Source organism: Archangium minus (genome assembly GCF_044360475.1).
Classification (GTDB): Bacteria; Myxococcota; Myxococcia; order Myxococcales; family Myxococcaceae; genus Archangium; species Archangium minus.
Genome location: NZ_CP043494.1, coordinates 8,259,564 through 8,281,844, shown reverse-complemented (window position 1 = coordinate 8,281,844; position 22,281 = coordinate 8,259,564). Strand labels below are relative to the sequence as shown.

The following is a 22,281-nucleotide window of genomic DNA, read 5'->3' as shown; positions in this document are numbered from 1 at the left end:
GTAGCATCCCGCGTCATGTTTCTCGTCACGCTCGAGGAGAAGGGCGGAGGTACCGAGCAGATTGAGTTCGAACAGAACGAGATCACCATCGGACGCCTCGCTGGGAATGACATCGTCCTCGCCAAGGGCAACGTCTCCAAGTACCACTCGAAGATCATCGCGAAGGACGGCAAGTTCATCGTCGTGGACATGAAGTCCACGAACGGCACCTTCGTGAATGGCAAGAAGATCGCCGGGCCGCAGGTGGTGAAGCCGAGCGATCAGATCTTCATCGGCGACTACATCATCAACGTGGAGCCCCTGGAGGAGTCCGGGGCCATGACGCGCACGGCGCCTCCCGAGGAGGAGTACTACGAGGAGGAGCAGGGCTACGACGAGGGTGGAGGCGCGCAGGCCGGCGCCTACGAGGAGGAGCCGTACGACGAGCCTCCGCCTCAGCCCGCGGCCAATGCGCGCATGCCGGCCTCCATGGCCTCGGCGCTGGCGAAGAACAAGAAGCGCGTGGATCCTCGGCTGGAGGCCTATACCCGGCTCCAGAAGGAGATCCACGACCGCCTCATCGAGTATCTCGATCTGCGCCGCATGGACATGGATCGGCTCGGCGACGACGAGCTGTGGCGGCGCACCGAGAAGGCCATCCGCGACATCATCGACCAGATGGAGGCGGATGGAGAGCTCCCGTCCGAGGTGGACCGGGAGGAGCTGCTCACCGACGTCATCAACGAGGCGCTGGGCCTGGGGCCTCTCGAGGCGTTCCTCGCGTCGGATGAGATCAGCGAGATCATGGTGAACCACGCCAACCAGATCTACATCGAGCGCAAGGGCAAGCTCGTCCTGTCCGAGAAGACGTTCAGCTCGAACCAGGCGGTGCTCGGCGTCATCGAGCGAATCGTGGCGCCCATCGGCCGGCGCATCGACGAGTCCAGCCCGCTGGTGGACGCGCGCCTCAAGGACGGCAGCCGCGTCAACGCCATCATCCCGCCGCTGGCGCTCAAGGGCCCCTGCATCACCATCCGCAAGTTCAAGAAGGACTCGCTGAAGATCCAGGATCTCATCAAGTACAAGACCGTCACCGCGCAGATGGCCGAGTTCCTGGAGATGTGCGTCAAGGCGCGCAAGAACATCGTCATCTCGGGCGGTACGGGCTCGGGCAAGACGACGACGCTCAACATCATCAGCTCCTTCATCCCCGAGGACGAGCGCATCGTCACCGTGGAGGACGCGGCCGAGCTGCAGCTGCCGCAGGAGCACTGGGTGCAGCTGGAGAGCCGCCCGCCCAACCTGGAAGGCAAGGGCGCCATCACCATTCGCGATCTGGTGAAGAACTGCCTGCGTATGCGGCCGGACCGGATCGTCGTGGGCGAGTGCCGTGCCGGTGAGACGCTGGACATGCTCCAGGCGATGAACACGGGCCACGACGGCTCGCTCACCACGCTGCACGCCAACACGCCGCGCGACGCCATCGCCCGGCTGGAGACGATGGTGCTGATGAGCGGCATGGAGCTGCCGGTGAAGGCCATCCGCGAGCAGATCGCCAGCGCCGTTCACATCATCGTGCAGCAGACGCGCTTCTCGGACGGGACGCGGAAGATCTGCTTCATCACCGAGATCGCCGGCATGGAGGTGGACATCGTCACCCTCCAGGACATTTTCTATTACAAGCAGGAAGGCTTCACGGACGACGGGAAGGTGCGCGGGCGCTTCGTGGCGAGTGGCTTCGTGCCCAAGTTCTACGATGACCTGCAGCGCAAGGGCATTCCCGTCAACATGAGCATCTTCCGCGAGGACTGACGCCCCATGCCCATCCTGGTCGTCCGTCACCCCGACGGCAGCGAGAGCGAGCACGAGTTTTCTGGTGAGCTGAAGGTGGGCCGCCAGGAAGGCACCAATGATCTGATCCTTGCCGAGGGCGGTGTGTCGCGCCGCCACTCCCGCTTCTACGAGGAGGGCGGCAAGGTGATGGTGGAGGACGTGGGCAGCGCCAACGGCACCTTCGTGGACGGCGAGCGCATCACCGACGTGGTGGTGCTCTCGCCCAGGTCCCAGGTGCTGCTGGGTGAGTACGAGCTGCGGCTCAAGGCGCCAGCGGCCCGTTCCTCCACCGCACAGCGCAGGCCGGCGAGGCCCGCGGGCGAGACGCCGGAGCCGCTGGGGAGTGAGAACCCGCGTGCCACTCGGGCCATGCCTGCCGTCAAGCGGCCGGCGGGCGCGGGAGGACCCTCCGCACTGGCCAAGCGTCCTCGGCCAGCGCCCTCTGCAGGAGAGGAGGAGGGCGAGCAGGGCCTGGTGCTCAAGGGCCTCACCGGGCCCTGGGCCAACCAGAAGTTCCCCGTGAAGGGCAAGCTCCTCGTGGGCCGACAGGCTCCCGCCACGGTGCTCCTCGAGGACGACTCGGTGAGCCGCAAGCACGCCGAGGTGGAGGCGACGCCCGAGGGCGCGGTGCTGCGCGATCTGGGCAGCGCCAATGGCACGCTGGTGAATGGCGAGCCGATGGGCACGCAGCCGGTGGAGCTGCAGCCGGGAGACGTCATCACCTTCGGCATGGTGGAGGTGGTGGTGGAGAGTCTGGGTGGGGCCTCCCACCTGCCGGTGCGCCGTGGGCGGGCCGAGGTGGCCTCGCGGCGTGGCTCCAGCGCTGAGGCCGCCGAGGACGCGGAGGCTCCCGCGGCAGGGGGGATCCCCGCCTCGCGCAAGCGGTTGCTGGTGGTGGCCGCCAGCATGGTCGGCCTGCTGCTCGCGGCGGGCATCGTCAAGAATGTGAGTGGTGGGAGCGCCGGCGAGGGCGAGGACACGCTTCAGGTGAAGAAGGGTCCTCCACCTCCAAGCCCGGCGGAGCAGGTGCAGGAGGCGCTCAGCAAATGCCGCTCCTACTCCTCCACGGAGCTGGGCAACGAGCCGGACTGGGTGAAGGCCGAGGCGGCCTGTACGAAGGCGTTGGACATTGATCCCATCAATGCCGAGGCCAACAGCCTCATGCGCCGCATCAAGCTGGAGAAGGTGGCCGCCGACGACTTCATGCTGGGCCAGAAGGCGCTCGGAAGGCTCAAGGAAGAGGAGGCGCTGGAGGCCTTCAAGCGGATTCCCAAGGACAGCTCCTACTTCCGCCGCGCCAAGCCCAAGGTGCAGGATGCGGTGGCCAAGGTGATGAAGCGCTCCGAGGACGACTGCAAGCGCTACCTGCGCGACCAGCAGTGGAGCGCCGCGGTGCCCCGGTGCGAGCTCTACATGGGCTTTGCCTGCCAGAAGATGAGCCGGGAGGATCTGGAGCCGCCCATCGGCTTCACCCTGGTGCTCGACCGGAACAAACGGCTGGGGCGCACCGAGTGGCGGCCCAAGGACAAGCTCTACCTGGACTTCCTCATCGCCCGGAAGCGGTTGGACCCCAACGTCGTGCCCTGGCGCTGCCCGGTGTCGGACATCTTCTTCGAGGACGAGGCGGCGCCGGATCCAAAGAAGCTGGTGGAGGACGTCTTCAAGCAGCGCTTCCCCAACAAGTTCATGGTCGCGGCGATGGTGGACTACTGGGCCGGGCGCGGAACCGAGGCGTACGTCACCCTGCAGAAGCTGCGCTCCAATTATGAGCTGGCCCAGTACCACGGCCAGACGGACGAGCTGCTGCGCGACGTGGGCAACGTGGATCAGCTCTACAAGACCGGCCAGGGCTACCTGCAAAACGAGGACGTGGAGAAGGCTTCCGAGCCGCTGCTGGAGGCGCTGGACGTGGACAAGCGGCTGATGGCCGACCAGGCTGAGTCCCGACCGTCCTTCTTCCGGCGCAATATTCAGCAGGACATGGCCTCCAAGGCCATTACCCGGGGCAAGTACTGGCAGGAGCGCGGGGACGCGCGCCGGGCCTGCCGCATCTGGAAGCTGGGCTTCCGCTTCTACGCGGGGAACACGGATCTCAACTCGCAGGTGGGTCGGTGCTCGACGCTCGGTCTGAGGACCTTCAAGACGGCCGAGACCTGTGAGGATCTGAATGCCGTGTTGGACTTCGCTGTGAAGGGTGACGGGCTCGAAGAGAAGGTGGAGGCGAAGAAGAAGGACAACGGCTGCTGAGCCCGGGCGCCCCGGAGCGTTGACGGGTTGCTTCCGGGGCGCGGCATGGCATGGACAGGGGGCGGGGGCTCGGTTAAGGCCGGAGACCTATGGTCCCGAGCCCTTCGAGCGGCGCGCCCCGCCTCGTCCTGATCGACGCCTCCAGCTTCATCTTCCGCGCCTATCACGCGATTCCTCCCCTGACGACCCGCCAGGGTGTGCCCACCAACGCCACCCTGGGCTTCACCCGGCAGGTGCTCAAGGCGCTCAAGGAGCTGAATCCCACCCACGTCGCGCTCGCCTTCGACAAGGAGAGCCGCGCCGAGCGCCAGAAGATCGACCCCAACTACAAGGCCAACCGGAAGGAGACGCCGGAGGACCTGGCCCAGCAGTTCCCCTACATCCGCAAGGTCGTGGAGGGCCTCAACCTCCCCGTGCTGGAGGTCGCCGGGTGGGAGGCGGATGACGTCATCGGCACCCTGTCCAAGCGAGCCAAGGCCGAGGGCTTCTGCGTCCTGGTGGTCACCGGCGACAAGGACTTCGTGCAGATCGTGGACGAGGACGTGCACCTCTACGATCCGCAGAACGAGCGCTACACCACTCCCGCGGAGGTGAAGGAGCGGCTGGGCATCGAGCCCAAGCAGATGCGCGACTACCTGGCGCTGATCGGCGACGCGGTGGACAACGTCCCCAAGGTGCCGGGCATCGGCCCCAAGACGGCGGTGGAGCTGCTGAACCAGTTTGGCGGCGTGGACACGCTGCTCGAGCGGCTCTCCGAGGTGAAGAAGCCCAAGATGCGCGAGGCCATTGGGGCCCACCGCGAGAGCCTGCTGCGCGCGCGCGACCTGGTGACGTTCCGCACGGACCTCGAGCTGGGTGTCTCCATTGAGGACCTGAAGCGCCAGCCCCCGCATGAGGAGCAGCTCCGGCAGCTCTTCACCGAGCTGGAGTTCTCCGCGCTCCTGCGCGAGCTGCCGGCCAAGGAGCCCACCCGAGAGACCGCGAAGCTGACGACGGAGACGGAGCTCGTCACCACGAAGGAGTCACTCCAGGCGCTGGCCACCGCGGTGCGCGAGGCCGGAGAGGTGACGCTCATCCCCGCGTACGAGGGCCTGCCCTTCGCCGCGGCGTTGGTGGGACTCGGGGTGGCGCTGAAGGATGGCTCCACGCGCTACGTGCCATTGGCCCACGAGGGGCTCGGTGTGGAGCAGGTGCGGCCCGCGGACTTCAAGAAGGCCCTCCAGGGGGTGCTCGAGGACGCGAAGGTGAAGAAGGGCGGACATGACCTCAAGGCCCTCTGGCTGCTGCTCAACCGCGAGGGCATCCAGCTCAGGGGAGGGGAGGACGATGTCGAGCTGCTCAGCTACCTGCTGGACGCCTCGCGGCGCGACCACAGCCTGGAGTTCCTCGCCCGTGAGCGGCTCCAGGTGGACCTGCCCGAGCTGCCGACCACCACCGGCCGCAAGGCGCGCCCGCTGAAGGATCTCTCGCCCCAGGAAATCTCCGTGGCGTACGCGGCCCGGGCGGATGTGGCGCGGCGGCTGGCTCCGGGGCTGTGGCGAGAGCTGGAGCCGTTGGGCCTGACGAAGCTCGCGCGCGAGCTGGAGTTGCCGCTGGTGCCGCTGCTGGCGTGCATGGAGTCGCGCGGTGTGAAGGTGGACGTGAAGGTGCTCCGGGAGATTTCGGAGAAGGTGGGCGCCGACTGCGAGGCGAAGGTGAAGGAGATCCATCAGCTCGCGGGCACCGAGTTCAACGTGGGCTCCAACCCGCAGCTCGCGGAGGTGCTCTACAAGAAGCTGGAGCTGCCCGTGCTCAAGCGCGGCAAGACGGGCCCCTCCACGGACCAGGAGGTGCTCGAGAAGCTCGCCGAGGTGCACCCGCTACCGCGCGCCATCATCGAGTACCGCTCGCTCTCCAAGCTCAAGAGCACCTACCTGGACACGCTGCCGGAGCTGGTGGCCAAGGACGGACGCCTCCACACCACCTTCCACCAGGCGGCCACCGCCACCGGCCGGCTGTCCTCGTCCGATCCCAACCTGCAGAACATTCCCATCCGCACGGAGCTGGGCATGGAGATCCGCCGTGCCTTCATCGCCGAGGAGGGCCACCAGCTCGTCTCCGCCGACTACAGCCAGATCGAGCTGCGGCTGCTGGCGCACATCGCCGAGGATCCGGTCCTCATCGACGCCTTTGCTCGGGACGAGGACATCCACAGCCGCACCGCGGCGGAGATCTTCGGCGTGGCGCAGGAGCAGGTGACGCGGGATCAGCGCCGGGTGGCCAAGACGGTCAACTTCGGCATCGCCTACGGCCTGAGCTCCTACGGCCTGTCCACGCGCCTCAACATCCCCGAGGAGGAGGCGCGCGACATCATCGAGCGCTACTTCACCCGCTACGCCGGCATCAAGCGCTACCTCGACGAGACGGTGCGGGTGGCGAAGGAGAAGGGCTACGTGGAGACGCTCTTCGGGCGGCGCCGGCCCATGGGCGACCTGAACGCGAAGAACCGCCAGGTGGTGCAGGCCGCCGAGCGCGCCGCCATCAACATGCCCATCCAGGGCACGGCGGCGGACCTCATCAAGAAGGCGATGCTGGCGGTGGACGCGGAGCTGGAGAAGCAGGGCCTGCGCACGCGGATGCTGCTGCAGGTGCACGACGAACTGCTCTTCGAGGCGCCGGAGGCCGAGGTGGAGGCCGTGAAGGAGCTGTCGCGGCGGTGCATGAACGCCGTGATGCAGCTCAAGGTGCCCCTCAAGGTGGAAGTGGGGGCTGGAAAGACATGGGCGGACGCGCACTGACGTACGCGCCCGCCCGGAAAACAACGCCGACCCGTCCGGCCGTCAAGGCGGCTCGCGTGAACCCCCGTACACGCGGCCTCCACAAGCGGCCACTCCTTGCGCGCTCACCGCACCCCCGTACGGGATCGCGCCCCCGTTTCGCGCCTCGGGCCCCCCATGAGCCCGCCAGCGCGCCCCCTTCAACCGCCCGGCCCTCGGACGCCTCCCAGTGACTGGGCGGCGTCAAGCCGGACGGGTCGGCACCCCCCTCAACTCAATGAACCGCCACCCGAGTGCTCCCCGTAGCGGGTTTCTCGCGCGCCGCGATTCGGGACTTGTCGAAGAACTGCACCACCAGGCCCGCGAACGGCACCCGAGGCCGGGGCGCGATGGGATTGCCTAAGCGCTCCATCATCGCCACCGCCGAGTCCGCGGCCTCGTCCACCGCCTGGTTCACCACCGCCCGCTCCGCGTCCCCTCCGCCGAGCGTCTCCACGGCATCCACCAGGCAGCGGCGCAGCGCGGCGAACTCCTCGTGGAGAGCGCGCGCCCCCCGCCTCGGCGCCAGCCGCAGCACCGCGCGCGTCCGGCTCCACGGGCTGCCGTCCTTGCCTTCCAGGTTCCGGCCAATCTCCCGGACAAAGGGCTCCACCACGCTGTCCAACTGGTTGCACGGAGGCGTCCCGTCCTTGCGGGCCTCGGCGAAGCGCACCCGGCGCCATGCCGCAGCGAGGCGCTCGGGCTGCCCCGCGAACACCCTCGCTACTCCTGCTCCACGTCGCGCACGTTCCGTCATTGCCTCTGCCCTCCGCTCTCGTGGCGCCGTCTTGAGCAAGTGCCTTGCCAACGCTCACGCGAAATGGACGGACAGTGAATTCAGCCGTTTGGCTCAGCACCCCGAAACGAGGTTCTCAGAAGTGCTGTAGATTTTTCGAGCAGCTCGATGAATTGAGCGCGGAGTGGGTGACACGTTCGCCTCAGTGGGCAGGTCTTTTCCCACCTACGGGTAGCGCGTGACCCTTGGCTCAATGCACCGTCGGCTTGGGCGGACGTGGCAGCGTTTGCTCTTCGTCCTCGAATTCCGGACCGTGCGGAGAAGGCGGCTCGTGCCACTCGGAGGCGACCGAGTCCGAGGGCTCGGATCGGTCCGAAGGCTCGGCGAGCTTCGCCGCTTCGGGAGAAGGAGGCACCGGAGGCGGCACCAGCAGGTGTTGCTGGGCGAGCTCCGCTTCGAGCGTCGCGCGCATCGCCTCCTCCTCCAAGGCCTCCTGCGCTTCCATTTCCGCGAACCGCGCTTCCTTCTGCTTGCGCCGCCGCAGGTACGCCGCGACCACCAGCCCGGTGGCACCCAGCCACACCAGCGAGGAGCTTGTCGTCAGTGGCAGCCAGCCATAGCGCGCGGCCAGGCCGTCACGCCACGCCAGCTCCTCCACCCACAGCGACGAGCGGAAGGCCTTGCCGAAGGCCTGCTCGAAGGGCTGACCCGTGGCCACCTCGTCCACCAGCCGGCCCATGCCCTCCGGCCCGTGCCGCGCCGACAGCCACGCCACGAAGGCCGCGCTCTGCGCGTAGGCGATCTCCACGTCCGAGGGAATGTCCGGCCACGCGTCGTGCAGGTGCTCGAAGCGGAACACCTTCTCCTGCGTCACCGCGCGGAAGAGCGCCGCGTAGTGCGTCATGGAGTAATTCTCTCCGGTGAGGTTCTGCGCCAGGCCCTCCTGGAACCAGCGCGGCCAGTTGCTGGCGAGCTGTCCCAGCGCCACGTGCGCCAGCTCATGGCGCAGCGTCACCATGCCCTCGGGCCCCGCCAGTGTCAGCGCGTTGAGCAGGACAATGCGATGCGTGGGGTAGGCCAGCGCCACCGCCCAGCCCGGAGGCGCGCCCCCGGGCAGCGCCAGCGCCTCGAACTCCTCGCGACCCACGCCCACGCGCAACTCCGTCACGCCGGGCCAGTCCCGCCCCAGCACGCCCACGAAGGCGTCGCGGATGGACTCAATGTTGGTGGAGAGCTGGCGCGCGGAGCCCTCGGCCCTCGCGGTGTAGAGGATGCGGAAGCGCGGCGTGGAGAGCTCGCCCACCACCACCGACGGCCGGGGCGTGGGCACCATGGCGGGCTCCACGCCCCCGTTGGCATGGCCCGCTTCCGGACGAGGGCCAATGACCTCCTGCGCCTCTGAGATGGGTGCCAGCAACAGCGTCAGGAGCAGCAGCAGGTGGCGCATGGGGGCCTCACGTGCCCAGAGACATAACAGCCTCGACCGCCGCGGCGCCAAGTCCCTCGACACGTACCCGTTTTCGACGCGAGGCGTCACCCGCGACCAGTGTCACCTGCCGCTTCGGTACTCCGAGCTGTTTCGCCAGGAACTCGAGCAGGGCCGCGTTGGCCTCCCCGTCCACGGGTGGGGCGGCGAGCTGGAGCTTCAGCATTCCATCGTGCTCGCCCACCACGCGGGTGCGCGAGGCTCGGGGTTGCACCAGCACGGCCAGCTCCACCGCGCCGGGGACTTCCTTGAACCAGGAGGCGGCCACGGGCTACTCGGCGTTCTGGGCCTTCTTCTGCGTGAGGTAGGCCACGTTGTCCTCAACGCGCGCGTAGTCCTTGTCGGCGAAGGTGCGGCCGCTGAACGTCTCCAGCAGCTTCTGGTGCGCCTCCACCACGGACTTCACCTGGGACTCGAACTGGGCGCGCTGACGCTTGAGCTCGTTGATGTCCTCGACCACTTGCACCAGCCGCTGGTGCGCGCCGTGGACGATCTTCTCTGCCTGATGCTCGGCGTCCGCGAGGATGATCTCCGCCTCCTTCTTGGCGGCGGCCTTCATGTCCTCGCTGATGCGCTGGGCGGTGACCATCGTCTCCTGCAGGGTGCGCTCGCGCTCCAGGTGCTGCTCCAGCTTGAGCTGGGTGCGCTTGAGCTCCTCCTTCAGGGAGATGTTCTCCTTCACCACCTCCTCGAACTCACCGGCGATGAGCTCCAGGAAGGCTTCCACCTCGCGCTTCGAGAAGCCGCGCAGGGCCGTCTCGAAGCGCTTCTGCCGGATGTCGAGCGGGGTGATTTTCATGCACCCCAGTATAGGACAGAGCTAGGACTTCTCCAGGAACTGGTCCCCCAGCTCCCGGGCTCGGCGGGTGGCGGCCTCCACGGCGTTGATGAGGGTGGTGCGCAGCCCGCCTGCCTCCAGGGTGTGCAAGCCAGCGATCGCCGTGCCGCCTGGACTCGTCACCTGGTCCTTGAGTTGGCCGGGGTGGGAGCCCGTTTCAATGAGCAGTTGTGCACTGCCCAACACCGTCTGGGCGGCCAGCTTGAGCGCGGTGTAGCGGGGGAGTCCCACCTTCACGCCCGCGTCCGAGAGCGCCTCGATGATGAGGAAGATGTAGGCGGGGCCGCTACCGGACAGGCCGGTGACGGCGTCCAGCAGGTTCTCGTCCACCACGGTGGTGGTGCCCACGGACTGGAAGATGCGAGTGGCGACGGCCAGGTCCTCCTCGCTGGCGTGCTCGCCCCGGGACAGGGCGCAGGCGCCCGCGCCCACCAGGGAGGGGGTGTTGGGCATGGTGCGGATGATGCGGGCCCCGGCGCCCAGCCGCCGCTCCATGGCCGCGATGGGCACACCCGCCGCCACGGAGATGATCAGCTTGTGCGGATCCACCTCGGGGGCCACCTGGACGAGGACCTTGTCCAGCGCCTGCGGCTTGACGGAGAGCACCACCACGTCCGCCTCGCGCACGGCGGCCAGGTTGTCCAGGGTGGTGCGCACCCCGTACGTCCGCTGCAGGGTCTCCAGCCGCTCCGAGCGGCGTCCGGTGGCGATGAGGGATTCGGGCCGCGCGGTGCCGGCGCGCAGCAGCCCCTTGATGAGCGCCTCGGCCATGTTGCCGGCGCCGAGGAATGCGATGGTCCGTTCGAGCATCCTCTTGATTTACCGTGAAATGGAGCCGCCCGGACGGTCCGTGTGAGGGGGATTTGCTCCGAACGTCGGGTCGACAATTTCTTGACGGGAGATCGGATCGTGGGACCTTGACACCCGCTACGGGCCTGTAGCGCCTGAGCGGAGAGAGGTCGGGAGCAACCCATGAGCGCGGCGGCTGCGACGAACTGGAACTGGCGGACCCTCGAGAACGTGGAGGTCGAGTGCACCCACTGTGGTGTGCGGATGACCGGCCACGCGGGGCCACGGGTCAAGTACTTCCGGTGCGGCTCGTGTCACCGTTGGGTGTCGAGCACCTATACCGAGGTCTTCAAGGCGGACGCGAAGATGCGGACGCACCCGGTGAAGGAGAAGTCCGAGTCGGACGAGCGCTTCATCGCGGTGAAGGACCGGCTGGAGGCCTGGCTGGCGGCGATCGACGAGCAGGATCCATATCGGGTGCTGGGAGTATCGCCGTTGGATTCGCCCGAGGTGGTGCGGGCGCGCTTCCGTGAGCTGGCGCTGGAGCGGCACCCGGACCGGGGAGGCTCGGAGGCGAAGATGCGCGAGCTGAACGTGGCGTACGAGAAGATCCTCCGCCACCGCCAGCGCAAGCGGATCGAGGCGCTGGAGGCGGGCTCGGCGACGCGCGAGACCTCGGTGCTGCCGGCGCGAAGCCGGTAGTCCGGCGGGTGCTTCGCCCGTGGGCTCGGAGGCCGACTACAATCGGCCGCCATGAGTCAGGACATCCAGGCGCTCCTCTGGGCCTACGGGTATATCGGCGTCTGCGTCGTCGCGGGTGAGGGCGCCCTGCGGCTGGGCCTGTCGCGCGAGCTCGCGCGCAAGGTCATCCACGTGAGCGTGGGCTTTTGGATCTTCGGCGCGCTGTGGCTCTTCGAGAGCCGGACGCTGGCCGTGGTGCCCTCGCTGACGGCGGTGGTGGCCAACTGGCTCATCCATCGCAAGCGCCTGCTGAAGTCGGTGGAGACCGAGCCCGATAACCTGGGCACGGTCTGGTTCCCGGTGGCCTTCTCGGCACTGGTGTGGCTGGCGTGGGACAGGCCCGCGGTTGCGGCGGGCGGTGTCATGGCCATGACCGTGGGAGATGCCCTGGCCTCGCTGGTGGGCCGGCGTTTCGGACGTCACCGGTATGAGACACTCGGTGGGGAGCACAAGAGCCTGGAGGGCTCGCTGGCCATGTGCGCTGGCACCTTCGTGGCCGTGCTGGCCACGCTGACGTGGATGCCGGGCGTCGCGCCGGACATGCCGAAGGTGCCGCTGGCCGCGTTGTGCGCCGTGGTGGCGACTTGCGTCGAGGCGCTCGGTACCAAGGGCCGGGACAACCTCTGGGTGCCGCTGGCCGCGGGGGCTGTTCTCGCTCTGGTCCCACCCGAGCATGCCTGGGGGCTCGGCGTGGGTTCGGTGGTGGCGCTTGTCATTGGTGTGGCGTCTTGGGCCCGGGGCTCACTCAGCCCGAGCGGGGTGCTGGGCGCCATCCTCGTGGGCACACCTGTCTTCGGGCTGGCGGGGGCGGTGGGGACCGCGGCGCTGCTGGGCTTCTTCATCTCCTCCAGCGCGCTCTCCAAGACCTTCCGTGCCCGGAAGGCCGGCGTGGAGGCGGAGTACGCCAAGACGGGGACGCGAGACCTGGGACAGGCCCTGGCCAATGGAGGCGTCGCGGCGCTGGCGGCGGTGTTGCTGGGCACCACGGGAGATCAGCGCTACGGCCTGGCCATGCTGGGGGCGCTGGTCGCCGCGAATGCGGACACGTGGGCGACCGAGCTGGGGGTGCTCTCGCGCTCGCCACCGAGGCTGGTCACCACGCTGCGGACGGTTCCGCCTGGGACGTCCGGTGCCGTATCGGGAGCCGGGATGCTGGCCGCCACGGCGGGTGCCGCCTTCGTCGGCCTGGTGGCCGCGATCGCCGGGGCACGGTGGTCGCTCGTCCCCTGGCTTGTGGTCGCCGGGGTGGTGGGCTCGCTGGTGGACAGCTTCCTGGGCGCCACGGTGCAGGACGTGCGCTGGTGTGACGCCTGCTCACGCGAGACTGAGCGCAGGGTGCACCGCTGCGGCCGGCCTGCGCGGCCTCTTCGAGGCTTCTCCTGGTTGGGCAATGACACGGTCAACGTGGTGGCCACCGCCGCGGGGGCATTGTTGGCCTTCTGGGCGTAGAGCGGCGCTCCCTCTCCCTCTGGGAGAGGGCGGGGGGTGAGGGTAGTCGTCACCCGCGTGTGACTCAGCGCCCCAGGTCCCCGACGTTGGCCTATCTTCCGCCGCATGTCTCAGACCCAGCAGGTTCGCGTTGCAGTCGTCCAGGCTGCTCCCGTGCTCTTCAACCGAGAGGGAACGCTCGATCGTGTCGCCTCGTGGACCGCGCGTGCAGCCAGCGCCGGCGCGCGCCTCGTGCTCTTTCCCGAGGCCTTCATCCCCGCCTATCCCCGGGGACTCAGCTTCGGCTTCATCGTGGGCAGCCGGAGCGAGGCCGGCAGACGCTTGTGGCAGCTCTACAACGAGCAGTCCGTCGAGATCCCCGGTCCCTCGATTGAGCGCCTCGGCGGAATCGCTCGCGAGCACGGCGTCTACCTCTCCATCGGCGTCATCGAGCGGGATCGCCTCACGCGCGGAACGCTCTACTGCACGCAGCTCTACTTCGGGCCCGACGGTGTGCTGCTCGCGAAGCACCGCAAGCTCAAGCCCACCGGCTCCGAGCGGCTCATCTGGGGTGAGGGCGATGGCAGCACACTCTCCACGGTGGACACGCCCTTTGGCCGGCTCGGCGGGCTCATCTGCTGGGAGAACTACATGCCGCTGGCCCGGGCGGCGATGTACGCCAAGGGCGTCGACATCTATCTCGCCCCGACGGCCGACAGCCGCGACACGTGGCAGGCCACCATGCGTCACATTGGCAGCGAGGGCAGGTGCTTCGTGCTCGGGTGCAACCAGTTCGTCACCCGCGACATGTACCCGGCGGAGGTCCTGCGCGAGGAGGCCCTGCCCGAAGACGCTCCCCACGTCCTGTCCCGGGGTGGCAGCGTCATCATCTCTCCCTTCGGTGAGGTGCTCGCGGGTCCCCTGTGGAACGAGGAGGGCGTGCTAACGGCCGACCTTGACCTGGGCCTGCTGACCCGTGCGCGGCTCGATTTCGATCCCTGTGGCCACTACGCGCGGCCTGACATCTTCCGCTTGGAGGTGGACGAGCGCGAGCGGCCCGTGACGACGTTCCTCCGTCAGGAGGCTCCGCGAGACGTGGCCTCGCCCCTGCCGGCGCGCAGCAGGTAGAGCCAGAAGAAGGCCCCGAGCGTCAGGCCCAGCACGCCTTTCACCCACGAGGGGAAGAAGTCACCAGGGGACACAAAGCCCTCCACCACGGCGATGAGGGCGAGGAAGGGCGCACAGCCGAGCACCAGCTTCACGGCCTCGCGCCCCCGCTGGGCCAGGGCTTGACCTCGGGGCAGCTCGCCGGGGTCGATGAGGGCCTGGCCCACCATGAGCCCCGCGCCGCCGGCGATGATGATGATGGACAGCTCCACGGGCCCGTGGGCGGCGATGAAGTCGAACAGCTTGGGGCCCATGCCCTCGTGCACGCACAGCGCGGCCACCGAGCCCAGGTGCACGCCGTTGTTGAGCAGCGCGAAGACCGTGCCGAGCCCCAGCAACAGGCCCGAGGCGAAGGTGACGATGAGCACCGTGAGGTTGTTGGTGGCGATGCCCGAGGCCACCGCGTTGGGCGGCGCCACCGAGAGGATGCCGTCCGTCCACATCTCCTTCCGGGCGATGTAGTCGCGCAGGTTCTCGGGGACGAGCAGCTCCGCCCCCCGTGGCTCCAACAGCACCACCACCGCCCCCAGGAGGATGCCCAGCAGGAAGAGGCCCGCGCTGGCGGCCACGAAGGCACCGTTGGCGCGCAGGGCTCGTGGGAAGTCGTGGCGGAAGAAGGCCAGGGTGGACGCCAGCCGCTCGCGCGGCGGCTGGTAGATGGCGGCGTAGGCCTGGCCGCACAGCTGGTTGAGGAAGCGGTGCACGTCCGTGCCCGCGTAGAACGTCTGCGCGTGCGCCAGATCCGAAGCCGCCCGGCGGTACAGGACATCGAGCGTGCGCAGCTCCTCCAGGCGCAGGGCGCCCGCGCGCTGCCGGGCGAGCAGCTCCTTCAGTGCGTCCCAGTCGGGGCGGCGGCGGGAGACGAAGGCGGGCAGCGGGGTGGCCATGTCAGCGCTCCGTCTGGACGCGGGCCCGCAGGAAGGCCTCGATCGCCGCGGGCGAGGCGAGCACGGCAGCGCGCTCCGCCTCGTCGAGCCCTCCATACCGTTCCACCAGCTTCGTCCCCAGTCGCATCCGGGCCGCGGGCTCAAGCCCCGGCGCTCGGGTGAGGAAGGAGAGGATGAGCTCCTGGTCCTCCGTGGCGAGCCGCACCGAGCGGACAGGAGCGGGCATGGCCGACAGTTCGGCCGCGGGAGCCGTGTACTTATCCAGATCGATGCGCTCCTCGCGCACGAGCAGGGTGCCGGCGAGGAGATCCCCCAGCCGCTGGTGTCGGCGTGTCAGCAGCACGCTGAGAATCCCAACGGCGTAGAAGACGGGGATGGCGTCCACCACCCGCACCAGGTTGCGCACCGCGCTCTCCAGCACGCCCACGGGCGAGCCATCCACGCGCACCACCCGGATGCCAACGAGGCGCTTGCCCGGCGTCTGCCCGCCCATGAGCACCTCGGCCAGCGTCCAGTACACCCACTGGGTGGCGAACACCCCCACCACCATCAGGGTCTGCGTGAAGCCGGACAGCCCCTCGAAGAAGCCGAGCACGTCGCTCACCAGCAGGGTGAAGGTGAAGTAGGCGACGACCCAGAAGAGGAAGAGCAGGCAGAGGTCGACCAGATAGGCGAGACACCGGTAGCCAATGCCGGCCACGGGAAGCGAGAGCGACACCCGCTCGGGCGTGGCGACATCGAGGCTCGGAGAAGCGGCGGAATCCATTCTCCCAGGAGCTTACCCGGAACATGCCCGCAGGGCCGCCCCTCGTCGTGCCGGGAGGGGACCCCCCCCTTCTCGCCCCCCGCTGCACGCCATGTGGGGGCGTTGCCAAGGTCATGGGGACAACGGTGGAAACACCCACCTCCGAGGGAGGCTCATATGGCGGATACGGATCGGACCGGAATGGACATCAACAAGGACCTCCAAGCGCGGCGCGAGCAACGGAGCGAGACTCGGCGCAACCAGACGTACAAGGCCTTCTTGGGCAACCTCGCGGTCATCGGCTCGATGAACGAGGAAGAGGCAGAGCGTGCCGCGGTCTCGGTGCTCTGCGTGCTGGAGCAGCGGCTCTTCGGCGAGGAGGCGGCGCACCTGGAAGCCCAGCTTCCCGGCAAGCTGCAAGATCTGCTGGTGCGGTGCGAGCGGCACGTGGGCAAGCCGGCCAGCAAGTTCGGCAGGGACGGCTTCATCCAGATGGTGTCGGAGGACCTGGGCGTGGACGCCACCGAGGCCGAGCGGCAGATCCGCGCCGTCTTCTCCGCGGTGAGGGATCAGGTCTCGGAAGGGGAGATCGAAGACGTCATCGGCCAGCTGCCCATGGATCTGCGCGAGCTGTGGCATCGCGCCATCTGACCTGGTGAGAAAAGAGGGGGCCGGCGCCTCGTGCCCAGGCCCCCTCGTGGTGCTTCAACGGGCTCAGGCCTTCGCCTTGCCCTGCTTGTTGGCGTCGCTGGTGCCCACCTGGATGCGCTTGGGCTGCACCTCGGGCAGCTTGGGCAGCCGCAGGTTGAGCACTCCGTCCTTCAGCTCGGCGTTGCAGTGCTCCACATCCACGCCCTCGGGCAACGTGAACGAGCGGCTGAAGGAGCCATAACTCCGCTCGTAGGCGTAGAAGCGATCCGACTCCTCTCGTTGCTCCGTCTCCCGCTTCCCGCTGATGGTGAGGCGGTCCCCCGTGAGGGTGATGTCCAGGTCGTCGTCCTTCACGCCTGGCAGGTCCGCCTTGAAGATGTAGGAGTCCTTCGTCTCCTTCACCTCGAACGCCGGGATGAAGTTCCACGACGGCTCGCCTCCTCCACCAATGATTCGACCCATCTGCTCGATGGGATCGAACCCCATCAATTCCCTCATCTGCTCAAACGGATCGAACCCGCGTGTCCACCGACTCACCGGAGAGGATCCGCTTCCACGACGCACTGGAAGATCAGCCATGACATTTCCCTCCTTGTGCTCGGGTCGCACCTGACTGGAGTGCGACCCCCACATTCAGGGTAGAGCGGGGATGAAGTCACACAAGCAGCAGCACTGTGAGGCCGCTCCCTGTTCGCCAGCCCTTCCGTCGGCAGCGCACGCAATCGCCCAACAGCCAACAGCTTCCGGAATTTTGGGTATTGCCGTGCACACTCAACGGCAAATTGGCGTGGCTCGGGACTGGACGTAAGCCATTTAGATGAACATTCGTGGGGAGCCTCGGTCGCACGGTGGGTGCGCCGGTGGTATGGATGGGTCGAATCTTTCCAGCAGACGTCGGAGGTGCGACTCTCGGAGAGCAAGAACAGCAACAGGTGATGGAAGGTGTTGGCCGGTAGAACGACCACCCTGGCGGAGAGGCACAGTCCAATCCACATCAGGAGCCAGGGTGAACTCGGGACCGGCCACGATTTATCTCAGATGAGGCAGTACGCCATGACGGCTGGGGGGCCTTCGCATGGCAACGAATCAAGCGGATGTACGTGTTGGAGTGTTGGAAGGACCATGGGCGGCCTGGCAGGGATTGGCCGATGGACTCCGGGGAGAAGGGCTGAACGTCCTGTGGGTGACTCGGGACGTCAGGACGCTCCTCGATGGCATCGGGACGGATCCGCCGCAAGTGGCCATCCTGGACGTGGAGCCTGAGGGCAACGCGGACATGGGGTGCTCGGCCACGGAGGGGTTGAATCTCTTGCGTGAGGCGCGCAAGCGCCGCCTGGAGGTGCGGATGCTGGTGCTGTCTTCCGCGAACGCCCAGGACTTCGTCTCGCAATGCTTCGAGGAGGGGGCCTCGGGCTACCTCTTCCGACAGAGCCTGACGACGAACGCGGTGTGCACAGCGGTGAATGCCCTGGTACGCGGAGAGAAGCTCTTCCCGGTGCAGCTGCTGCGCAACGACTTCGAGCATCCACCGGTGGCCTCGTCCACGGCGAGCGTGCTGCTCACCCTCACGCAGCGGGAGCGTGAGGTGTTGGCGTACGTGGCAGGAGGCGCGGACAACTTGAAGATCGCCGCGCACCTGCAGATCGCCGAGAGAACGGTGAAATCCCACGTGACGCAGCTGTACCGGAAGCTGGGGGCAGAGAACCGGACCCAGCTGGCGTTGCGCGCGTGTCACCTGGGAGTCCGACCGCCACCGGATCTCTAGCGTCGGCGAATTCCCGGGGATGTCACCCTGTCAGCCCCGGGAATCGAATACGTCAGACCCCACTGGCAGATCGTGGTGCGTGCCACCACTGTCTCGGCCCATTGAGGGCGCCAGGAGGAGGAGGGTGATGAACGGGGTTGTCGGGCTGGAAACGCCACGAAGCGGGTTGGCGCTTCCGGCGCCGAGGATGCTGGAGCGGGAGCCAGGACGGGCTTTCCCGCGTGTGCGCATCGGTCACGTCCCGTTGGATATGGGACGCCTGAGCGAGGTGCTCCAGTCCATTGAGGGGCTCGTGGCGGGCGGGCAGGGGGGCCGCATCGTCACGCCAGACGTGGAGCAGGTGGCTTTGGCGCAGGAGCATGTCGCCCTGCGCGAGTCGCTCTCCACGGCGGATTTGTCGCTGGCCGGGGGTGAGGCGCTGGTGCGGGCGGCCCGGGTGATCGGCTCGCCCCTGCCGGAGGAGCGAGCAGGCGAGGAGTGGTTGCCCGCGATGGCCGGGCTGGCGAGCGCTCGGGGCTGGCGGGTTCTGGTGGTGGCGGAGCGGCCGGGTGTCGCGGAGTGGACGGCGTGCGTGCTGCGAGAGCGGTACCGGCTGGTCGCCGTGGGCGTGGCCGTGCCGGGAGTGCCCGCAGACGGGCGGGGCCCGTGGGTGGACAGGTTGCTCGAGCGCATGGCCTTGACGCGGCCGGACCTGGTGCTGGTGTCCATGGCGACACCCAAGCAGGAGTTGTTCTGCCAGTACGCCGCCGGGCGGCTGAATTCGGCGGTGCTGGTCGGGACGGGTGAGGCGCTGGAGTCGCTGGTGAATGGGCGTCGGGTGTCACGCCCCCGTCAGGTGCTGGCGTCGCTGGTGAGGTGGGTGCGCCGGAGCGTGGCGTTCCTGCGCGTCCTCTTGATGGCTCGGCGCTGAGTCAGGGCCTTGCGAGCGTGAGCACGGAGGGCACTCGCTCCGGGGCTGCGAGCCGCAGCAGGCCGTAGCCGATGCCAGCCAGGCCCATCATCAACCCCGGGGTCTCGGCGCCCCGGGGTAGCCCGCAGAGCCAGCCGCGCTTGCGCCCCTGGTGGATGACGTGGGCGGCGCGCTCCAGGGCGGCGCGGATCCACCGCGGCTCTCCGAGCACCGCTCCGGCCAGGTACAGCGGCTCCACGTTGCCCAAGTCCCCGTGGCAGAGGCAGTGGTTGCCGCCAAAGCCTTCACGCAGGGTGGTGGTGAGGGCTGTCTCGAGCTCCGCGCGGACCTCTACCCCCTCTAGGTGCCTCAGCGAGCAGAGCCTCCCGAGGGCGATGCCCGGGGCACCATGGCACCACGCCACCATGAAGCCGGGGCTGGCGCTTTCCTGGCCTTCCTCCGGCTCACGCAAATCCTTCCAGTTGCCACGCTCGGGTGCGAAGAGCGCGCGCTCATAGGCAAGTGCCTGGTGAGCGAGCTCCCGGTAGCGCGAGTCGTTCGTGGCGGAGGCCAGCTCCAGCAGCGCATAGGCGATGCCAGCCGCCCCATGGGAAAAACCCGCCAGGGGCCGCGCTCCGGCCGGGCCCTTCCAGCCCACGCCTCCCTCGGGGCAGGGCAAGGCGGTGACGAGGAGCCGCTCCCCGCATCGTCTCGCGGCGTCTAGCAGCCGTGCGTCCCCGGCCCGGGCGTGCAGCCCGAGCAGGACGAGCGCGCACCCCGCGGAGCCGCTGAGTAGATCCAACCGGGTGTCGGTGTCGATGAGGGGCTCCAGGGCTGGAATCCCCGTGAGCACCTCGTCCAGCAGGCTGGGTTGATTCCAGAGGGCGGCCAGGTGGCCGAGCACGTAGGCAGCGGAGGATCGGCCGACAAAGGCGCCCACGCCGGCCTCGGTCGGGTCGGGGTTGCGCCAGACATTGCGCACCGTTTCACCGGCGGAGCGGGCGAGCTCCTCGAAGTCCGCGCGTCCGGTCTCCCGGGCGAGGAATGCGAGGAACAGGGCGAGCCCGCCGACGCCCTCGTACACGTCGCTTCCGATCGGCGCGAGGCTCCAGCGCCACCGCCCCAGGTCCTCCAAGCTCATGCCAATCCAGGAGACGTCCTTCCCGCCGTGGATGGCTTTGGCCACAAGGTCCTCTCCGATGGCGGTCGCAGCGGCGAGACAGTCCTCGCGCGTGGCGGGAGGAAGGGAGGTGCGCTGCGCAGGGCGGGTGAGCGGACGCGGAGCGCCCCGGCTCTTGTCGAGGGAGACCATCGATTTGCGGATGAGGGACACCTGCCAGGCGCAATCCCTCTCATCCATGTGTGCGAGCCGCTCCAGCACCTCGGACAGGCTGTCGCGCGGGAAGTAGTCGTGGATGCACTCGCCGGAGCTGCTCCACAGGTGGCGCTGGCCGGGACGCGTGGTGAACAGGGGGATGTCTCCGAGCCGCAGGTCCGCATGCTCATAGGGGACGAGCCGCCGCAGCGCGGGCATGAAAGAGGCCTCGGCCCAGAGGTTGTCCAAGACCTTGTCTCGCTCCAGGCCCTCTCGGAGGAAGTCAGGGTGGACGCTCTCCTGGAGCAGGAGTGCGTAGCGCTGGGTGGCGCGCACGATGTGGCGAACCTCCACGTCGGCGAAAGCCCGGAGGCGGGGCGCGAGCGCTTCGCGGTGGCGCAGGAGGAGCCGGTACGTCTCCTCGAAGCCCTGGACGATGTCCTCGGTGAAGTCGGAGGCATCCACCGGCTGGCCGTGGAGCAGGGGGCGGTTGTGGGAGCCAGACGTGCGACCTTGGCGGCGGACCATGCGCATGGTGTCACGGTGGGCGTCCTCCACCATGGGCACGGCCGTGGGTGACAACTGGCCGGCCTCTCCGCCCAATCCGCTCATGTCGATGCCCGCGCGTCCGGCCTGGCCGAAGATGAGCATGGGCAGCATACCGACGGAGATGATGGAGCGGTCCAGCAGCGCCCAGGCGCGTTCCCGGGCCGAGCCCCCCGCGTCGAGGGGACGCCGTTGGTGGAAGAGCGCCTCCAGGTCCACGAGCACGGGCGTCTCCCCGGCGGCGATGAGGTTCTCCAGGTGGAAGTCCACCGCGTTCAGCATGTGGAGCAGGGCGAGCGAGCTGCCCTGACGCCAGTAGAAGCGCTGGAGGGCCTCGCGCGAGTCGCAACCCGAGGCCTCCACGCACTCGACCCAGCCATAGGGGCCGCGGTCCAGCACGGTAAGCACGCGGTGCGGGTGTCGCGCGCCCCACGCATTCAGTGCCTGGAGGAGTTGCTGGAAGTGGACATCCACGGCGAGTGACTTCGGCTTGTAGACGAGCCGCAGGCCGGAGCTGAACCGGAGCAGGACGACGCTGCGTCCTTCGCGGTGGAGGTCGGAGATGCCGGTGTGGACGTTGACCAGAAACCCGAGGTCCTGGCCTCCGAGGAACGTGTGGCTGAGCTGTTCGCGATCCGTGGCGATGCGTTCGAGGAGCTCCAGGGTCACAGCGAGCCACCGCTCGGTGCTGGTGGCCAAGAGCCGGGCGAGGACGGGGTACTCCTCCAGCAGGGCGAAGAGGACCCGTGGCTCCTGGACGTGGACGGTGGAGAAGTAATGGAAGCGCTCTTGAGGCGTGTTGCCGGGGAGCTGCTCCATCATTCGTGCCACGTTGAGCTCGAGGATGAGGGTCCGGGTGGACAGGAATTGAAGCCGTCGCGCGAGGCCGTCGAGCAGGGCGGCCTCAGCTTCGGGCGCCAGCAGCGCATGCTCCAACCCATAACGGGCCTGCAGTGCGGCCAGGACCGTCCTCAACCTCGCGGCGGCGAGCCGGAGGAAGGGGTGGAGGACGCCGGAGAAGGACAATCCGGGCTGACCCGGAGCGGAGGGGGCCTGAAGCGAGGGGGGCAGTGGCTCTCCGGCATACCGCTGCGCGATGACCTCTTCGACGAGGGAAACCCAGGAACCACTGTCTTCGACTCCTTCCTCCTGCCTCTCCGATTGCAGGAGGATTTGGAGGAAGTCCTCCCGGTCGAGTCCCACGCTCCTCAATCGCTCCTCGAGGGTCGCGTCATCCCCGGACATGAGCTGCCGCCAGGCGCGCACCTGGCGCTCAGCATCCTGCTGAGCCGAGTCATGACCAGAAAGAGGGGAGCCGCCCTTCACAGTCGCCCGCTCATGGAGAAACGTGGCCTTCTTCCAAGGAAAGACGGGAGCAATGACTTGCATGGGAATCACCAGGGCCAGGGGAGGTCTGGATCGGCTCCGTGTATGTCCCCTCTCC

General features: G+C 68.2%; 18 protein-coding genes. 9 read left to right on the top strand and 9 right to left on the bottom strand.

The window, feature by feature from the left end; translation table 11 throughout:
• Positions 1–15: 15 nt before the first annotated feature.
• The 3 genes from F0U60_RS33600 (at position 16) to polA (ending at position 6,836) form a co-directional block, all read left to right on the top strand.
• Complete coding sequence (locus F0U60_RS33600; RefSeq protein WP_395806126.1) at positions 16–1,791, top strand: ATPase, T2SS/T4P/T4SS family; 1,776 nt, start codon at positions 16–18, stop codon at positions 1,789–1,791.
• Positions 1,792–1,797: 6 nt separating this feature from the next.
• A complete protein-coding gene (locus F0U60_RS33595; RefSeq protein ID WP_395806124.1) occupies positions 1,798–4,059 on the top strand; it encodes an FHA domain-containing protein in 2,262 nt (753 codons plus the stop codon).
• Between the two features lie 89 nt (positions 4,060–4,148).
• The gene (gene polA, locus F0U60_RS33590) at positions 4,149–6,836 is read left to right on the top strand and encodes a DNA polymerase I (protein ID WP_395806122.1); all 2,688 of its coding nucleotides are present in this window, start codon (positions 4,149–4,151) and stop codon (positions 6,834–6,836) included.
• A 253-nt stretch (positions 6,837–7,089) separates the two neighbouring features.
• Here polA and F0U60_RS33585 read toward each other — a convergent pair whose 3' ends face one another.
• From F0U60_RS33585 to proC, 5 genes are all read right to left on the bottom strand, one after another.
• Positions 7,090–7,572 (bottom strand): hypothetical protein, encoded by a 483-nt coding sequence (locus F0U60_RS33585; RefSeq protein ID WP_395806120.1) that lies wholly within the window; start codon positions 7,570–7,572, stop codon positions 7,090–7,092.
• Between the two features lie 268 nt (positions 7,573–7,840).
• A complete protein-coding gene (locus F0U60_RS33580) occupies positions 7,841–9,037 on the bottom strand; it encodes a peptidase MA family metallohydrolase (protein WP_395806118.1) in 1,197 nt (398 codons plus the stop codon).
• A 7-nt stretch (positions 9,038–9,044) separates the two neighbouring features.
• Positions 9,045–9,344, bottom strand: coding sequence for a DUF167 domain-containing protein (locus tag F0U60_RS33575; RefSeq protein WP_395806116.1), 300 nt, complete (start codon positions 9,342–9,344; stop codon positions 9,045–9,047).
• Positions 9,345–9,347: 3 nt separating this feature from the next.
• Positions 9,348–9,875: a DivIVA domain-containing protein gene (locus tag F0U60_RS33570; RefSeq protein WP_203405966.1), complete on the bottom strand. Its 528-nt coding sequence runs from the start codon at positions 9,873–9,875 to the stop codon at positions 9,348–9,350.
• A 21-nt stretch (positions 9,876–9,896) separates the two neighbouring features.
• On the bottom strand, positions 9,897–10,724 hold the full coding sequence (gene proC / locus F0U60_RS33565; RefSeq protein WP_395806113.1) for a pyrroline-5-carboxylate reductase: 828 nt from the start codon (positions 10,722–10,724) through the stop codon (positions 9,897–9,899).
• A gap of 162 nt (positions 10,725–10,886) precedes the next feature.
• On the opposite strand from proC, the gene F0U60_RS33560 reads away from it, so the two are divergent.
• The 3 genes from F0U60_RS33560 (at position 10,887) to F0U60_RS33550 (ending at position 14,000) form a co-directional block, all read left to right on the top strand.
• On the top strand, positions 10,887–11,405 hold the full coding sequence (locus F0U60_RS33560; RefSeq protein ID WP_395806111.1) for a J domain-containing protein: 519 nt from the start codon (positions 10,887–10,889) through the stop codon (positions 11,403–11,405).
• A 51-nt stretch (positions 11,406–11,456) separates the two neighbouring features.
• Complete coding sequence (locus F0U60_RS33555) at positions 11,457–12,893, top strand: DUF92 domain-containing protein (RefSeq protein WP_395806109.1); 1,437 nt, start codon at positions 11,457–11,459, stop codon at positions 12,891–12,893.
• Between the two features lie 105 nt (positions 12,894–12,998).
• Positions 12,999–14,000 (top strand): carbon-nitrogen hydrolase family protein, encoded by a 1,002-nt coding sequence (locus F0U60_RS33550; RefSeq protein WP_395806107.1) that lies wholly within the window; start codon positions 12,999–13,001, stop codon positions 13,998–14,000.
• Here the strand turns inward: F0U60_RS33550 and F0U60_RS33545 are convergent.
• Positions 13,949–14,926 carry a stage II sporulation protein M gene (locus tag F0U60_RS33545; protein WP_395806105.1) on the bottom strand — a complete coding sequence of 326 codons (978 nt, stop codon included), beginning with the start codon at positions 14,924–14,926 and terminating at the stop codon, positions 13,949–13,951. The two genes, F0U60_RS33550 and F0U60_RS33545, sit on opposite strands and share 52 nt — an antisense overlap.
• A gap of 1 nt (position 14,927) precedes the next feature.
• On the bottom strand, positions 14,928–15,692 hold the full coding sequence (locus F0U60_RS33540) for an RDD family protein (RefSeq protein WP_395806103.1): 765 nt from the start codon (positions 15,690–15,692) through the stop codon (positions 14,928–14,930).
• A gap of 156 nt (positions 15,693–15,848) precedes the next feature.
• Here F0U60_RS33540 and F0U60_RS33535 point away from each other — a divergent pair, with 156 nt between their 5' ends.
• Entirely contained in the window at positions 15,849–16,322 is a 474-nt protein-coding gene (locus F0U60_RS33535) for a DUF2267 domain-containing protein (RefSeq protein ID WP_395806101.1), read from the top strand.
• Between the two features lie 63 nt (positions 16,323–16,385).
• On the opposite strand, the gene F0U60_RS33530 is transcribed toward F0U60_RS33535, so the two are convergent.
• On the bottom strand, positions 16,386–16,901 hold the full coding sequence (locus F0U60_RS33530; RefSeq protein ID WP_395806099.1) for an Hsp20/alpha crystallin family protein: 516 nt from the start codon (positions 16,899–16,901) through the stop codon (positions 16,386–16,388).
• Between the two features lie 496 nt (positions 16,902–17,397).
• Between F0U60_RS33530 and fruA the strand changes: the two genes are divergently transcribed.
• Together fruA and F0U60_RS33520 are read left to right on the top strand one after the other, a co-directional pair.
• Positions 17,398–18,087: a response regulator transcription factor FruA gene (fruA, locus tag F0U60_RS33525; protein WP_395806097.1), complete on the top strand. Its 690-nt coding sequence runs from the start codon at positions 17,398–17,400 to the stop codon at positions 18,085–18,087.
• A gap of 127 nt (positions 18,088–18,214) precedes the next feature.
• On the top strand, positions 18,215–18,997 hold the full coding sequence (locus F0U60_RS33520) for a WecB/TagA/CpsF family glycosyltransferase (RefSeq protein WP_395806095.1): 783 nt from the start codon (positions 18,215–18,217) through the stop codon (positions 18,995–18,997).
• A 1-nt stretch (position 18,998) separates the two neighbouring features.
• Here the strand turns inward: F0U60_RS33520 and F0U60_RS33515 are convergent, their stop codons facing one another.
• Complete coding sequence (locus F0U60_RS33515; protein ID WP_395806093.1) at positions 18,999–22,226, bottom strand: type 2 lanthipeptide synthetase LanM family protein; 3,228 nt, start codon at positions 22,224–22,226, stop codon at positions 18,999–19,001.
• Between the last annotated feature and the right edge of the window lie 55 nt (positions 22,227–22,281).

Bases quoted from the DNA above. Each gene is read 5' to 3' on its own strand.
- F0U60_RS33600 (WP_395806126.1), top strand. From the start codon at position 16: ATGTTTCTCGTCACGCTCGAGGAGAAGGGCGGAGGTACCGAGCAGATT.
- F0U60_RS33595 (WP_395806124.1), top strand. From the start codon at position 1,798: ATGCCCATCCTGGTCGTCCGTCACCCCGACGGCAGCGAGAGCGAGCAC.
- polA (WP_395806122.1), top strand. From the start codon at position 4,149: ATGGTCCCGAGCCCTTCGAGCGGCGCGCCCCGCCTCGTCCTGATCGAC.
- F0U60_RS33580 (WP_395806118.1), bottom strand. From the start codon at position 9,037: ATGCGCCACCTGCTGCTGCTCCTGACGCTGTTGCTGGCACCCATCTCA.
- F0U60_RS33570 (WP_203405966.1), bottom strand. From the start codon at position 9,875: ATGAAAATCACCCCGCTCGACATCCGGCAGAAGCGCTTCGAGACGGCC.
- proC (WP_395806113.1), bottom strand. From the start codon at position 10,724: ATGCTCGAACGGACCATCGCATTCCTCGGCGCCGGCAACATGGCCGAG.
- F0U60_RS33560 (WP_395806111.1), top strand. From the start codon at position 10,887: ATGAGCGCGGCGGCTGCGACGAACTGGAACTGGCGGACCCTCGAGAAC.
- F0U60_RS33555 (WP_395806109.1), top strand. From the start codon at position 11,457: ATGAGTCAGGACATCCAGGCGCTCCTCTGGGCCTACGGGTATATCGGC.
- F0U60_RS33550 (WP_395806107.1), top strand. From the start codon at position 12,999: ATGTCTCAGACCCAGCAGGTTCGCGTTGCAGTCGTCCAGGCTGCTCCC.
- F0U60_RS33545 (WP_395806105.1), bottom strand. From the start codon at position 14,926: ATGGCCACCCCGCTGCCCGCCTTCGTCTCCCGCCGCCGCCCCGACTGG.
- F0U60_RS33540 (WP_395806103.1), bottom strand. From the start codon at position 15,692: ATGGATTCCGCCGCTTCTCCGAGCCTCGATGTCGCCACGCCCGAGCGG.
- F0U60_RS33535 (WP_395806101.1), top strand. From the start codon at position 15,849: ATGGCGGATACGGATCGGACCGGAATGGACATCAACAAGGACCTCCAA.
- F0U60_RS33530 (WP_395806099.1), bottom strand. From the start codon at position 16,901: ATGGCTGATCTTCCAGTGCGTCGTGGAAGCGGATCCTCTCCGGTGAGT.
- fruA (WP_395806097.1), top strand. From the start codon at position 17,398: ATGGCAACGAATCAAGCGGATGTACGTGTTGGAGTGTTGGAAGGACCA.
- F0U60_RS33520 (WP_395806095.1), top strand. From the start codon at position 18,215: ATGAACGGGGTTGTCGGGCTGGAAACGCCACGAAGCGGGTTGGCGCTT.
- F0U60_RS33515 (WP_395806093.1), bottom strand. From the start codon at position 22,226: ATGCAAGTCATTGCTCCCGTCTTTCCTTGGAAGAAGGCCACGTTTCTC.